Annotated in this window: 15 protein-coding genes; 8 read left to right on the forward strand and 7 right to left on the reverse strand. The window is 72.8% G+C overall.

From position 1 onward, the window contains the following. Positions 1–328: 328 nt before the first annotated feature. Complete coding sequence (locus AC2CHG_RS02850; RefSeq protein ID WP_366620242.1) at positions 329–1156, forward strand: NUDIX hydrolase; 828 nt, start codon at positions 329–331, stop codon at positions 1154–1156. Between the two features lies 1 nt (position 1157). Here the strand turns inward: AC2CHG_RS02850 and pstB are convergent, their stop codons facing one another. From pstB to AC2CHG_RS02885, 7 genes are all read right to left on the reverse strand, one after another. Continuing rightward, positions 1158–1934 (reverse strand): phosphate ABC transporter ATP-binding protein PstB, encoded by a 777-nt coding sequence (pstB, locus tag AC2CHG_RS02855; protein ID WP_194801841.1) that lies wholly within the window; start codon positions 1932–1934, stop codon positions 1158–1160. 20 nt (positions 1935–1954) lie between these two features. After that, positions 1955–3043 carry a phosphate ABC transporter permease PstA gene (gene pstA / locus AC2CHG_RS02860; RefSeq protein WP_484524095.1) on the reverse strand — a complete coding sequence of 363 codons (1089 nt, stop codon included), beginning with the start codon at positions 3041–3043 and terminating at the stop codon, positions 1955–1957. Further along, positions 3040–4125 (reverse strand): phosphate ABC transporter permease subunit PstC, encoded by a 1086-nt coding sequence (pstC, locus tag AC2CHG_RS02865; RefSeq protein ID WP_366620246.1) that lies wholly within the window; start codon positions 4123–4125, stop codon positions 3040–3042. Before pstC ends, pstA begins: the two co-directional genes overlap by 4 nt. A 44-nt stretch (positions 4126–4169) precedes the next feature. Then, the gene (gene pstS, locus AC2CHG_RS02870) at positions 4170–5273 is read right to left on the reverse strand and encodes a phosphate ABC transporter substrate-binding protein PstS (RefSeq protein WP_194801838.1); all 1104 of its coding nucleotides are present in this window, start codon (positions 5271–5273) and stop codon (positions 4170–4172) included. Positions 5274–5506: 233 nt separating this feature from the next. Next, on the reverse strand, positions 5507–6478 hold the full coding sequence (mshD, locus tag AC2CHG_RS02875) for a mycothiol synthase (protein ID WP_484524096.1): 972 nt from the start codon (positions 6476–6478) through the stop codon (positions 5507–5509). A 67-nt stretch (positions 6479–6545) separates the two neighbouring features. Further along, positions 6546–7400, reverse strand: coding sequence for a polysaccharide deacetylase family protein (locus AC2CHG_RS02880; protein WP_262013230.1), 855 nt, complete (start codon positions 7398–7400; stop codon positions 6546–6548). Between the two features lie 150 nt (positions 7401–7550). Beyond that, a complete protein-coding gene (locus AC2CHG_RS02885) occupies positions 7551–8270 on the reverse strand; it encodes a winged helix-turn-helix transcriptional regulator (RefSeq protein WP_366620333.1) in 720 nt (239 codons plus the stop codon). 245 nt (positions 8271–8515) lie between these two features. Between AC2CHG_RS02885 and AC2CHG_RS02890 the strand changes: the two genes are divergently transcribed. The 7 genes from AC2CHG_RS02890 to AC2CHG_RS02920 all read left to right on the forward strand — a co-directional run bounded on the left by AC2CHG_RS02890 (position 8516) and on the right by AC2CHG_RS02920 (position 14082). Beyond that, positions 8516–9565: a hypothetical protein gene (locus AC2CHG_RS02890; RefSeq protein ID WP_366620251.1), complete on the forward strand. Its 1050-nt coding sequence runs from the start codon at positions 8516–8518 to the stop codon at positions 9563–9565. A gap of 79 nt (positions 9566–9644) precedes the next feature. After that, positions 9645–10427 carry an LmeA family phospholipid-binding protein gene (locus tag AC2CHG_RS02895; RefSeq protein WP_030272146.1) on the forward strand — a complete coding sequence of 261 codons (783 nt, stop codon included), beginning with the start codon at positions 9645–9647 and terminating at the stop codon, positions 10425–10427. 95 nt (positions 10428–10522) lie between these two features. After that, the gene (locus tag AC2CHG_RS02900; RefSeq protein ID WP_310503780.1) at positions 10523–10600 is read left to right on the forward strand and encodes an Ms5788A family Cys-rich leader peptide; all 78 of its coding nucleotides are present in this window, start codon (positions 10523–10525) and stop codon (positions 10598–10600) included. A 204-nt stretch (positions 10601–10804) separates the two neighbouring features. Beyond that, on the forward strand, positions 10805–11653 hold the full coding sequence (locus AC2CHG_RS02905) for a sulfurtransferase (RefSeq protein WP_194801834.1): 849 nt from the start codon (positions 10805–10807) through the stop codon (positions 11651–11653). Further along, positions 11653–11991, forward strand: a complete 339-nt coding sequence (locus AC2CHG_RS02910) for a DUF1416 domain-containing protein (RefSeq protein WP_135242226.1) — start codon at positions 11653–11655, stop codon at positions 11989–11991. The genes AC2CHG_RS02905 and AC2CHG_RS02910 overlap by 1 nt, the downstream gene beginning before the upstream one ends. A gap of 131 nt (positions 11992–12122) precedes the next feature. Continuing rightward, complete coding sequence (locus AC2CHG_RS02915) at positions 12123–13175, forward strand: hypothetical protein (protein WP_484524097.1); 1053 nt, start codon at positions 12123–12125, stop codon at positions 13173–13175. A gap of 55 nt (positions 13176–13230) precedes the next feature. Next, positions 13231–14082: a hypothetical protein gene (locus AC2CHG_RS02920; protein ID WP_366620256.1), complete on the forward strand. Its 852-nt coding sequence runs from the start codon at positions 13231–13233 to the stop codon at positions 14080–14082. The last annotated feature ends 2 nt before the right edge of the window (positions 14083–14084 follow it).

A 14084-nucleotide genomic window follows, 5' to 3' on the forward strand; every position in this document is an offset into this window, starting at 1 on the left:
AGCATGCCGCAATCGGCGGAGGACGCCAGCGGGCGCGGGGCGGCGTGGCGCTTTTTTGGGGGACCGCTTCGGCACAGCGCGAGGGCGGGCTTCCCTCGATGGTGACTACACGGCGTGAAGATCGCTCAGCGTGATGGCTGCCGCCTGCCTGCTCGTTGACGTCGAGTGTCCAAAGGTGTTCAACCGGACATAAGGCAGCGCTCGTGCGGCCCGGGCCGAAAACTACGCATCGTGACCAGGTGGCGTGGTCGGGGAGTGCTGGTGAGCGGTGTGCGGCCGCGCCCGGCCGCCCCCGGCCGGGCCGCCCGGCGGGAACTAGGCTCGGCGCATGACGATCGACGGCTTCGCCGCACCCCCCGCCCTGGTGGAGCACGCCCGCCGGTTCCAGGCCGAGGGCGCCGTGCCCGCCGTACCCCGGGTCGCCGCCACCGTGCTGCTGCTCCGCCCGGCCGGCGACGGCTTCGAGGTCTACATGATCCGCCGGGTGGCGGCGATGACGTTCGGCGGCATGTACGCCTTCCCCGGCGGCGGCGTGGACCGCTCCGACTCGGAGGCGCACCTCGGGTGGGCCGGCCCGGAACCGGCGGTGTGGGGGGAGCGGCTCCGGCTCGACCCGTCCGCCGCGCAGGCGGTGGTGTGCGCCGCAGCCCGCGAGGTCTTCGAGGAGGCGGGCGTACTGCTCGCCGGGCCGGACCCGGACACCGTGGTCGGCGACGTGAGCGGCGACGACTGGGAGGCGGCCCGCCAGGACCTGGAGGGACGGCGGGTCGGTTTCGCGGACCTGCTGGCCGGGCGGGGCCTGACGCTCCGGTCCGACCTGCTGCTGCCGTGGAGCCGGTGGATCACCCCGGAGTTCGAACCGCGCCGCTTCGACACGTACTTCTTCGTCGCCCTGCTGCCCGAGGGGCAGCGGACCCGGGACGTCTCCGGCGAGGCCGACCACACGCTGTGGCTGCGCCCGGCGGACGCGCTGGCCCGGGCGGAGGCCGGCGAGCTGACCATGCTGCCGCCGACCATGGTCACGCTCGCCGAGGTCGCCGCCGCGGGCGACCTCGCCGCCGTGGCCCGCGCCGCGGCAGAGCGCGAACCGGGTACGCCGATCCTGCCCCACATCGACGGCCTGGACGGTGCCGAGCCCCGCTTCCTGCTGCGCTGACTCAGCCGAAGCGGCCGGTGATGTAGTCCTCGGTCTTCTTCCGGCTCGGGTTGCTGAAGATCTTCTGGGTGTTGTCGTACTCGATGAGGCGGCCCGGGTCGCCGGTCTTCTCGATCGAGAAGAAGGCGGTCCGGTCCGACACCCGCGCGGCCTGCTGCATGTTGTGCGTGACGATGATGATGGTGAACTTGTCCTTGAGCTGGAACATCAGGTCCTCGATGGCCAGCGTGGAGATCGGGTCCAGCGCCGAGCAGGGTTCGTCCATCAGCACCACCTGCGGCTCGACAGCGATGGTGCGGGCGATGCAGAGCCGCTGCTGCTGACCGCCGGACAGGCCCGCGCCCGGCTTGGCGAGGCGGTCCTTCACCTCGTCCCACAGGTTCGCCGAGCGGAGCGCCCGCTCGGCGGCCTCCTCCAGGATCGACTTGCGCCGTACGCCGTTGAGCCGCAGGCCGGCCACCACGTTCTCGAAGATGCTCATGGTGGGGAACGGGTTCGGCCGCTGGAAGACCATGCCGATCATGCGGCGGACCGCGGTGACGTCCACGTCGCGGTCGTAGATGTCCTGGTCGTCGATGGTGAGGCTGCCCTCGACCCGGGCGCCGGGCAGCACCTCGTGCATCCGGTTGATCGACCGCAGGAAGGTGGACTTGCCGCAGCCGGACGGCCCGATCAGGGCGGTGACGGTCTTCGGCTCGACGGTCAGGTTGATGTTCTCGATCGCCTTGAACCCGCCGTAGTAGGCGGTCACGTTCGTGGCTTCGATGCGCTTGGCCATGGTGGCGGTACCTCCGGGGTTCATCGGCCGAGCCGGTTGCGGCGGGACAGCAGCTTCGCCGCCACGGTGAGGACGAGGACGAGAGCGACAAGGGTCAGCGCCGCGGTCCACGCCCGTGCCGGCGAGTACTTCGACGCCTCACCGGCCTGCTGGTAGACGAAGAGGGCCAGCGACGACTGGTTGTTCTCGAACGGGTTGAAGTTGATCGCCGCGCCGCCGCCGGCGACGAGCAGCACCGGCGCGGTCTCACCGGCGGCCCGCGCGACGGCGAGCATGATGCCGGTGACGATGCCGGGCAGCGCGGTCGGCAGCACGACCCGCAGAATGGTCTTCCACTTCGGTACGCCCAGGGCGTACGCGCCCTCGCGCAGCGGCGCCGGCACCAGCCGGAGCATCTCCTCGGTGGAGCGGACCACAGTGGGCAGCATCAGCACGCTCAGCGCCAGCGCGGCGGCGAAGCCGGAGAAGCCCGGCCGGCCGTCGTTGAACCACGGCGAGACGATCAGCACCCAGAAGGCCAGCACGAACAGGCCGGTGACGATCGACGGGATGCCGGTCATCACGTCCACGAAGAAGCGGATGGTGAACGCGAACCGGCCCCGGCCGTACTCGACGATGTAGATCGCGCAGAGCACACCGAGCGGCACCGTGATCAGCGTCGCGATGCCGACCTGCTGCAGCGTGCCGACGATCGCGTGGTACGCGCCGCCGTTTGCGTCCCGCGACCCGATGTTGTTCATCGAGGTACCGAAGAAGTTCGCGTCCAGCCGCTCGGAGCCCTTGCTCACAAGCGTCCAGACCACCGAGGCCAGCGGCAGCACCGCCAGCACGAACGCGGAGTGGATCAGCGCGCTCCAGGTGCGGTTGCGGGCCGACCGGCGGCCCTCCACCGCGTTCGCCGCGACGAACAGACCGGCCAGGTAGAGCAGCGCGCCGACCACCACGACCAGGACCGGGCCGCCGATGCCGGCGCCGTACACGATGCCCGCCGCGAGCAGCAGGGCCGCGACGGCGATGGCCGGAGCGGCGTACGCGGGGAGCCGCCTCGCCCGCAGCGTGGCCGGCTGGGCCGGCGGGCGCGGGCGGCGGGGGGTGAGGGTAGTGGTCATGCGGCCGACTCCGTGAACTCGCGCCGCCGGTGGATGATCGCCCGGGCGGTGATGTTGACGATCAGCGTGATCGCGAACAGCACCAGACCGGAGGCGATGAGTGCGCCCCGGCCTGTGTCGTTCGCCTCGGCGAACCGGTTGGCGATGTTGGCGGCGATCGAGTTGCCGCCGCTCTGGAGGATGTTGAACGAGATGGCGTACGTGGAGCCGAGCGTGAGCGCCAGCGCGATGGTCTCGCCGAGCGCCCGGCCCAGGCCGAGCATCACCGCGGCGATGACGCCGGGCCGCCCGTACGGGAGGACCGCGGTGCGGATCATCTCCCAGCGGGTGGCGCCGAGCGCGAGCGCCGCCTCCTCGTTGGCGGTCGGGGTCTGCCGGAACACCTCGCGGGACAGCGAGGTGACGATCGGCAGCACCATGATGGCGAGCACCACCGAGCCGAGCAGGATCGAGTTGCCGTACGGGCCGTCGCCGAAGATCGGGATCCAGCCGAAGTACCTGTTCAGCCAGGCGGAGAGGTCGGCGACCGGCTGGGCGAAGTAGTCCCGGCCCCAGAGGCCGAACACGACGCTCGGCACGGCGGCCAGCAGGTCGATCAGGAAGCCCAGGGCGTTGCCGAGCCGCCGGGGCGCGTAGTGCGACAGGTACAGGGCGATGCCCAGCGCGACCGGCACCGCCATGAGCAACGCCAGCAGCGAGCTCAGGACCGTACCGAAGGCGAGCGCGCCGATGCCGAACTGCGGCGGGTTGTCGTTCGGGAACCAGCCCTCGAACGTCCAGAACGACTCGGTGTTCGCTCGCAGCGCCGGGACGGCCTTGGCGACCAGGAAGATCGCGATGGCCGCGATGACCACCAGGACCGTGGTGCCGGCGGCCAGGGTCAGACCGCGGAACGCCCGTTCCGCGCCGAAGGCGCGGGCCCGGGGGAGGGCGCCGCCGCCGCCGAGGCCACCGTCGGGGCGGCCCGGGTTACCGGGGCGCTCGGCCACACGCGCCGAGGCACCGGCGGGTCGCTCGTGACTCGTGGTCACGGGGTTCCCGCCGGTGCCGGCGTGGGCCGAGCGCTGAGGGGTGTCACCCATCTGCTCGCTCGCTTCGCGTTGAGGAGGTGTCGGTGTCGGGAGCGTCAGGAGAGGCTCTTGACCGCGGCCTCGACCTTGGTGCGGACGGTCTCGGGCAGCGGGGCGTAGCCGAGCTCGACCAGCTCCTTCTGCCCCTCGGCGCTGGCGGCGTGGCCGAGCAGGCCCTTGACCAGCGGCAGCTTGTCGGCGGCGAGGCCCTTGCTGCAGACGATCTCGTAGGTCGCCAGGACGATCGGGTACGCCCCGGCCTCCTTGGTGTTGTAGTCGATCGACATCTTCAGGTCGTTGCCCTGACCCTCGAACTTGGCGCCGGCGATGGTCTTGCCGGCCGAGTCGCCGGTCAGCTCGACGAACTCGCCGTTGCCGTTGCGGATCTTCGCCATCTTCAGGTCGGAGTTCTCGGCGTACGACCACTCGACGTAGCTGATGGTGCCGTCGGTGCTCTTGACCTTGCTGGCCACACCGTCGGACTTGGCCGCGCCGACGCCGCCCGGGGCCTTCCAGGCCTTGGAGTTACCGAGCGTCCAGTCCGCCTCGGCGGTCTTGGAGAGGTACTTGGTGAAGTTGTCGGTGGTGCCCGACTCGTCGGAGCGGTGCACCGCCTGGATCGCGGTCGACGGCAGCTTGGCGTCCGGGTTGTCGGCCTTGATGGCCGCGTCGTCCCACTTGGTCACCTTGCCGGCGAAGATCTTCGCCAGCGTGGCCGGGCTGAACTGGAGGTTGTCCGCGCCGCCCACGTTGTAGACGACGGCGACCGGGCCGATGACCATCGGCAGGTTGAGCGCCTGGCCGCCGACGCACTTGGCGTCGGCCTGCGGCTGCTCCTCCGGCTTGAGGGGGGAGTCCGAGCCGGCGAAGTCGGCGGTGCCGGCGATGAAGGCCTGGATGCCGGCGCCCGAGCCGCTGGGCTCGTAGTTGATCGTGGTGCCGGCGCACTTCTGCTGGTACACCTTGATCCACTCGGCCATGGCGTTCTTCTGGGCGGAGGAGCCCTGCGCGTTCAGCGTGCCCGTCGCGCAGTCCACCGCGGCGGCGGAACCGGCGGTGGAGGCGCCGGCCGGCTCGTTGTTGTCCGAGCCGCAGGCGCTGAGACCGAGAACCGCGGTAAGAGCGAGACAGGCGATGGCGCCGTGCCGCTGGAGCTTCACTTCAGGGGTTTCCCTTCACGTCTTTGGTCAGGTCGCCCGGAGTGCCGGGGGCCGGCGCTGACCGGCTGACACGAAAGGTAGGAGGGCCAGGTGGACGGTTCGCCGGACGCAAGTGAACGCGCGGTGAACACGTTCAGCCGACGAGGTGGCCGTACGCTGAGGAGGGGTTGTCCATTTCGTGAACTAGCAGCCTGCTATCGCCTTTGTGGCGAATTTCCAGGGCCGGCGAACGCTCAGCCGAGCTGGTAGTTGACGTGCGCGGACCAGTGCGCGAAGCCCAGCCGCTCGTAGAGCGCCACGGCGGCGGTGTTGCTCTCGTCCACGTAGAGCATCACCCGGTCCAGCCCGCGCTCGTCGCGCAGGTGGGTCAGGCCGGCGGCGGTGAGCACCCGGCCCAGCCCGCCCCGGTGGGCGGACGGGTCGACGCCGAGCACGTACACCTCGCCGATGCGGGCCGAGCCCTGCCGCTCGTGCACCTTGGTCCAGTGGAAGCCGAGCAGCCGCCCGGTGGCGGAGTCGACGGCGAGCAGGAACCCGGCGGGGTTGAACCACGGCTCGGCGATGCGGACGCGCAGGTCGTCGAGCGTCCACCTGCCCTGCTCGGGGTGCTGGGCGAAGGCGGCGTTGTTCACCGCCAGCCAGGCCTCGTCGTCCTCGCCGGGGCGGAACGCGCGCAGCGTCACGCCCTCCGGTACGACCGGCGCCGGCATCTCGGCGGTGAGCGGACGGCGCATCTGCCAGAGCACCCGCGCCCGGGAGAAACCCAGGTCGACAGCCAGCGCGGCGGCCGACGGATGGTCACCGTGCGCCCACGCGCGCAGCGGCCCGGGAGCGGCGTCCACCACGGCACGGGCCAGCGCCCGGCCGGAGCCGCGCCGCCGGTACGCGGGGTGCACGACCATCTCCACGCCGACTCCGTCGGCCGGGGCGGTGGTGTCGAGGTGCGCGTACCCGGTGAGGGTGCCGTCGGTGGTGCGGGCGGTGAGGTGCGCGGCGGGCGCCTCGGGGTCGCGCAGCCGCAGCAGCACGTGCTCGTCGAGCGGGTCGGCGCCGTCGGCGTCACCGGCGGCGCGGGCCAGCGCGAGCACCTCGGCGACCTCGTCCGGCGTCAGCCGGTCCGGCCGGTCGATCCCGTCCGGCGTCAGCCGGTCCGCCCCGGCGATCCGGTCGGCGGCGGGACCACTCGTCGGCTCGGTGCTGCTCATCTGAGTCACGGTAGCGCTCGGCGGGCCGTGGTTCGCGTCCGACGACGACGGTGATCGGTGGCGCTCGTCACGGGCTGCCGACGGGCAGCGGCTCCAGCTCGAACCGGGCCAGCAGTTCGGGCAGGAGTTGCTGCAACGCGCTGACCGTGCCGGACCGGTCCCCGCCCGCGTCGTGCATGAGCACTATCGCGCCGGGACCCATCTGCGAGCGGACCATCGCCTCGATGGTGGTGGCGCCCGGCGCCTTCCAGTCCGACGGGTCCACGCTCCAGTGCAGCGGGGCGAGGTTCAGGTCGGCGCAGGCGGACATGACGGACGGCGTCCAGGCCCCGCCGGGCTGGCGGTAGTACGCGATCCGCGCGTCGGGCGCGGCGGCCAGGATCGCATCGTTCGTGCGCAGCAGGTCGGCGCGGATCGTCGCCGGGGATCGCTTGCCCAGGTTGACGTCGTGGTTCCAGGAGTGGTTGCACAGCGTGTGGCCCTCGGCCACGATCGAGCGCACCAGATCGGGGTGGGCCTCGACGTTCTCGCCGACGACGCAGAACGTCGCCCGTACGCCGTACTGGGCCAGCAGCGCGAGCACCTGCGGGGTCCAGCGGGGATCGGGGCCGTCGTCGAAGGTCAGCGCGACCCGGGACGAGCCGGTGGCGACCTGGGCGCCGTACGGGCCGTCGCCGTCGGGTGGGACGGGGGCGGCGTCCGGCGCGGCGTCGGGGCTCGGCCGAGGGCTGGTCGTGCCGCTCGGGAAGTCGGTGCTGGGTGGCTGCTCGCCGTAGCGCGGCCCGGTGAGCGTGGTGGCGACTCCGGCGGCCGACGGGTGCGGGTCCGGCACCAGGCTGCGGCCCAGCACGAAGGCCGAACCGAGCAGGCCGGCCAGCACGACTGTCACGAGCCCGGCGGCGCGCAGCGTCGGGGCCCGCATCAGCGGCACCGCCCGTTCGTCGCCCCCGTGTTCACCGCACGCACCGCCGCCCCCTTAGCCCGACAATTCCGGCAGCCAGGATATGGCTGACTGATCGGGCAAAAAGGGCATACGAGAAAAGTGCCCTCTAGCGGGGTGGAGCGTGGGCGGTCAGACCGGCAGCGGGGCGGCCTCCGGCTCCGGCAGCGAGCGCGACGGCGGGACGACGAACTTGTAGCCGACCTGGCGGACGGTGCCGATCATCGACTCGTACTCCGAGCCGAGCTTGGCGCGCAGCCGCCGTACGTGCACGTCCACCGTCCGGGTGCCGCCGAAGTAGTCGTAGCCCCAGACCTCACGCAGCAACTGGTCCCGGGTGAACACCCGCCCCGGGTGCTGGGCCAGGAACTTCAACAGCTCGAACTCCTTGTACGTGAGGTCGAGCGGCCGGCCCTTCAGCTTGGCGGCGTACGTGTCCGGGTCGATGTTCAGCTCGCCGGCCCGGATCGAGCCGCCGGCGCCGGCGGTGGCGTTGCTGAGCCGGCCCACCGCGAGCCGCAGCCGCGCCTCCACCTCGGCCGGCCCGGCGCCGGCCAGGATCACGTCGTCGACGCCCCAGTCCGCGTTCAGCGCGATCAGGCCCGCCTCGGTGACGACCGCGACGAGCGGTACGCCGAGCCCGGTGGCGTGCAGCATCCGGCAGGTGGCCCGCGCCTCGCTCAGCTCGGAGCGGGCGTCCACCAGGACGGCGTCCGGCGTCGGGCCGGAGACCAGCGTGCGGACGTCACGGGGTGCGGTGCGGACCGAGTGGGGCAGCAGGTCGAGTGCCGGCAACACCGCCGACGGCTCACCGGCCCGCGCGGTCACGAGCAGCAGGAGCTCCACGATCACCTCCGTCCCGGCGGCCTTCCGGCCGCGCGCGACCAGCGACACGCCCGGCTACGGGCGGCACTGTGAACTTGCGTGGGTCCCGGCGTCGTCGACGGGCGGGTAACGGCCTGAGCGTAACCGATGGACCGGCCGTCACCTTCGCGCGATTTACCGTTTGCCCTTTCTGCCCTCGATCGCGGCGCAGGTTTTAACGTCGCCGAAACCGGGACCTCCGCCGAGCCGCCCGGGTCTGGCACGATCGGGGCGTGTTTCCCTCCACCTCGCGTGACACGGGTCGTGAACCGTGGGCCGACGACCCGTCCGCCGGGCCGTCCGGCCCCGCCCGTGGCTACCCGCCCACCCCGCGTACCGGCCCCGCCGACGAGGAGGGCGACCGGCCGGAACGCAAGGGCCCGCGCCGGCTGCGCAAGGGCGGCCCCGGCCGGCGGCCCGACGACGAGTCCGACGAGGAGCCCGAGGAGGAGGTGCCGCCGGTCCCGGTCCGCCGCCCGCTGGCGCTCACCGTGGCCGGCTTCGCCGCGCTGCTCGGCGTCGGCCTGGTGCTCGGCGCGCAGACCTCCGGCCCGGGGCACCGGCTGCCGTTCGCCGCGATCATCTTCGGTGTCCAGCTGCTGTTCGTGCTGGCCTGGACGATGGCCATGCGGCCGCCCGCGCTGCTCGTGGTCGCGCTCGTCAGCGCCGCGACGGCGGTGATCGCCGACGTCGCCGCCGTGCGGTCGGACATCGCCGGTCTGGCCCCGCTCGGCTACGCCGCGCTCGCCGGGCTCCTGCTCGCCGTGCTGGGACAGCTCGTCCGGCGGGTGGACCGGGTCCGGGTGACCGACTCGCTCGGCGGCACCCTGCTCATCGTGGTCGGCGTGGTCTCCTTCGCCACGCTCGTCGTGCTCAGCCGGATCCCCAAGGGCACCCAGGCGATCACTGTCTGCCTCACCGCCGCCGGGGTCGCGTTGCTCGTCGCCCGGCTCACCGACGCGGTCGCGCCGTGGCCCCGGCTCGCCCCGCAGGTGCCACGCGGCGCGGCCGGCGTGGTCGTCGGCGCCATGCTCGGCACGCTCACCAGCGCCGTGCTCGGCAGCTACCTGGTCGGTTTCACCCCGACCAGCGCCGCCCTGGTCGGGGTGGTCAGCGCGGCCACCGCCGTCCTGGCCGACCTCGCCGTGGGGTACGCCGAGGCGGGCCGGTTGATGGCCGGTGAACCGCCGACGATGTGGGTGGCCCGGCACATGCAGGGCCCGCTGGGCGGGTTCGCGCTGGCCGCGCCCGCCGCGTACGCCATGTGCGTGCTGTTCCTGTGACGCGGTTGGGGAGGATTCGCCTCGGGTAAGTACGGTTGCGCCGCGAGGCGCGGTGACGGCGGCGAGGACGGGAGGCGGCGTGGCAGAGGCGTATCCGGCGGAGGGTCGACCCCGGCGACGGGGCCGGAAGGTGCTGATCGGCTTCCTCGTCCTGCTGCTGGTGCTGGCCGGGCTGCTCGTGGTCGCCGACCGGGTCGCCGCCGGCGTGGCCGAGCGCGCCATCGCCGACCAGGTCCGGCAGGAGATCGCCAAGCAGGACGCGCAGTCCGCCGCGCCGCAGGTCGAGGTGGGTGGCTTCCCGTTCCTCACCCAGGTGCTCGACGGCCGGTACGAGCGCATCTCGATCCAGCTCACCGACGTCCGCGGTGACGTGCAGGGCGACGCGGTCGAGGTGCCGAAGCTGGACGTGGACGCGCGCAACGTGACCGCCTCGCTGGACACGCTGCGCTCCGGCCGGGGCGACGTGGTGGCCGAGAGCGTGGACGGGCGGGGCACCGTCACCTACGAGAGCCTGGCCAAGCTGCTGGACCGTCCCGGGCTGACGCTGGGCGAGCGCAACGGCAAGCTCGCCGTCACCGCCCCGGTGGACGTCCTCGGCATCAAGCTCACCGTCAACGGCACCGCCGACGTCACGGTGGCCGGCAACAAGGTGGCGCTGCGCTTCAACGACCTCACCGCGGACGGCCTGCCGAACGTGCCGCTGGCCCGGGCCGCGCTGACCCGGTACGCGCAGGGCATCTCGATCGACGTGCCGCTGCCGGAGCTGCCGTTCCAGCTCAACCTGCGCAAGGTGGAGCCGAAGCCGGAGGGCCTGGTGGTCACGGCGGACGCGGCGAACGTGCCCATCAACTCCGCGGGCTGAAAGCCGCACGCGGCCGGTCCGGGGAGCGGGCCGGCCGTCCCGGATGCTGGTCGGCCTGGTGGCAGCTGTCGCCTCGGCTGGTAATCTCCCTGCCCATGGGGACCCACCTCACCAAACGGCGCGCGGTCGACCTGTGCCGCGTGGCCACCTGCCTGTGTCGCCCCGTCATCTGACGGCGGGGCTGTCTCCGGCCGCCTGAACGGCGGCCACCAGGGTCCACGAACCTTCCCCGGTTCCCCTCCTCAACGCCCGGCAGCGGCGCCGTCGCACGTACCCGTGATCCGTTCCTAGCTCAGGGTCCGCGTGTGGTGCGACAACCATCGACATCGATCTCCACGCGCAGGCTCACCAAACCATCCTCACCAGGGAGTGATCTGATGAGTCGCGACACCGCACTCGTCTCGGCCGAGTGGGCCGAGAAGAACCTCGGCGCCCCGGGCGTCGTCTTCGTCGAGGTCGACGAGGACACCTCGGCCTACGACACCGGGCACATCGCCGGCGCCGTCAAGCTCGACTGGCGCACCGACCTGCAGGACCAGATCCGCCGGGACTTCGTCAACAAGACCCAGTTCGAGGCGCTGCTGTCCGACCGGGGCATCGCCAACGACGACACCGTGATCCTGTACGGCGGCAACAACAACTGGTTCGCCGCGTACGCGTACTGGTACTTCAAGCTCTACGGCCACGGCGACGTCAAGCTGCTCGACGGCGGTCGCAAGAAGTGGGAGCTGGACGCCCGCCCGCTCGTCACCGACGTGGTGGAGCGGCCGAAGACGCAGTACGTCGCGCAGGAGCCGGACACCTCGATCCGCGCGTTCCGCGACGAGGTGGTCGACGCGATCGGCACCAAGAACCTGGTTGACGTGCGCAGCCCCGACGAGTACGCGGGCCGCCTGCTCGCCCCCGCGCACCTGCCGCAGGAGCAGGCGCAGCGGGCCGGTCACATCCCGACCGCGATCAGCGTCCCGTGGTCCAAGGCGGCGAACGAGGACGGCACGTTCAAGTCCGACGACGAGCTGCGCAAGATCTACGCCGACGCCGGGCTGGACGACGGCAAGGAGACGATCGCGTACTGCCGGATCGGCGAGCGCTCCTCGCACAGCTGGTTCGTGCTCCAGGAGCTGCTCGGGCACCGCAACGTGAAGAACTACGACGGTTCCTGGACCGAGTACGGCTCGCTCGTCGGCGTGCCGGTGGCGCTCGGCGACGAGCCGGGGGAGGCCTGATGACCGCCGCCTCCGCCGCCTCGACGGCTGCCGCCGGCTGCGCCGCGCCGGACCAGTCCGCCCCCCTCCCGGCGAGCCTGGACCTGGAGAAGGAGACCGTCATCACCGGCCGCGTGCTGGCCGAGTCCGGTGAGGTCGTGCCGGGCGCGTACGTGCGCCTGCTCGACTCGACAGGCGAGTTCACCGCCGAGGTGGTGACGTCGGCGGCCGGGCAGTTCCGGTTCTTCGCCGCGCCGGGCTCGTGGACGCTGCGGGCGTTGTCCCGCCACGGCAACGGCGACACCGCCGTTGCCGCGGCCCGCGGGATCAACGAGGTGACCGTCTCGGTCGCCGCCTGACCCACGCTGTAGATCGTGGCCCGCCACCCCACCCGGGTGGCGGGCCACGAGCCGTTCCGGCGACTGTGCGCCTCGACAGTGGCTGGCAGGCTGGACGGCGGTGCGCCCCGGACGCGCCGGAGGGGGATCAGGTGCCCGACGACGCCGCTGCCCACGCCCGCCGCTATCTGATCGATTTCGTCGACGGCAACCGGGGCGAGGAGATCGCCCGCGAACTCCAGCGCGCCGACGGGTCCGGCCGGTCGCGCCCGTTCGACGTCTCGGTGGCCAGCCTCGACACCGACCTGTCGTTCCTGACCAAGCGGGCCACGCTCGTCACGGCCAAGCTGGTCCTCTCCCAGCCGGGCGGCGAGCGCTGCTATCTGGCCCACCGGGAGATCTGCAAGAGGTGCGGCAGGGATCCGGATCACTGCGACCCGCGCTGCCGGTACGAGGACATCCGGATCGACGAGCTCTACGCCGAATGCGACGACCTGGACCGCCTCGGCGCGTACCTGCGGGACTGCGCGCCGCTGCTGGAGCTGGGGCAGCTCGTCTACTTCCCGCAGACCTTCCGCCGCAGCCACCTGGAGTCTCGCGCGCCGGACGCCCAGTCCACCTCCTCGCTGTTCGACACAGCGGGCCGGATCGAGATGGGCGACAACCCGGACCGCACGCTCGACCTGATCGTCAAAGGGCACCGGGTCGTCGACGTGCCGAGCGGGGATCCGGTGAAGGCGCGACTGGTGACCCCGCTGCTCCAGCTCGATCTGCCGATGCTGGAGGGCACCTCGCTGCGGGACTACTGCGCCATCGTGACCCAGGAGAGCGACGCGCTCGCCGCGACCCAGGCGTACCTGCGGGGCCGGATGCTGGAGGTCGACACCGATCCGGATCGGGCGCTGGTGCAGCTCGTGAAGCTCGACGCGGAGATCCAGGAGGGGGTGCGGGCGGCCCGGGCCGAGGTCGCCCGGGTGTCCCGGCGCTCGGCCGTACAGGCCGCCGGCGCGGCGGTGGCGACGGTCGCGGCGACCCTGGTGGCGGTCGAGGGCGCGCATCTGGCGCCGGTGCTCGGCATGCTGGGCGCGGGCGGCTTCTTCTCCGCTGTGCTCGCCGCCGACCAGTACGCCGACCGCCGCGGCGAGCTGCGGCAGCGCCCCTTCTACCTGCTGTGGCTGCTGTCCCGCCGGTCGGTGCCGGTCTGAGCGAGGGTGCCGAGGCGCGGCCGGGCGCCTCGCGGACACGTGACACCATTGCCGGGTGACTGCCGTCGAGACGGGTTACGCCCCGCCCACCCCGCCCGGCCGGCCCGGCCCCGGTGGCCGACGCCGGCTGCGCTGGCTGGCGGTCGCCACTGTGGCGTGGGCCGTGCTGCTCGCCGGTCTGACCTGGTGGTCGGTACGCACCGACGCGCCGACGGTCAAGGAGCAGCGCTCGCTGGACCAGGCCGGCCCGGTGGTGGACCGCGCGATCGGTGAACTGACCGCCGCGGCCGGCACCGCGGGCGTACCGGCGCTCCTGCCGGACCGCCTGGCGCGCGGCTGCCGGATCACGCCGATGGACGACGGCGCGACGCTGGAGCGCGGCGTCGAGGTGGCGATCGGCGGCGACGACGTCCGCGAGGTGCTGCGCGGCATCGCCGACCGGCTGCCGTCGGGCTGGCGGGCCGGCGTGTCGACGCTCGACGGCGAGCCGCTGCTGCGCGCCGACGCGGGTGAGTTCGTCACGGTCGAGGGCCGGGCCGGTGGCCCGGGCCGGGTGCTGCTCACCGCCGACACCGGCTGCCGCCCGGCGGGCTCCGGCTACCGGGCCCCGTCCGCCGACGCCGCCGCGGAGTCGTCCGTGCTGGCGTCGGCGCTGGGCCGCTGGGGCGGCGCGACCGGGCCGGTGCAGGTGCTGGCCGCGCCCTGCCCGGGTGGCGGGACCGTCCGCACGGCCCGGTCCGAGGCCGCAGTGCCGGCCGACCGGTCGCTGGCCGCCGCGTTCGGCGCCGGCGCCGCGCCGGTGGTGGACTCGGCCGACGCGTACGCACGCCCGGGCGACCCGGCGGTGCTGGCGCAGCGGGCCGGTGAGCGGGTCCGGGTCGCTGTCACCACGCCCTGCCGGGCCTGACG

Source organism: Micromonospora sp. ATLC20, assembly GCF_057196585.1.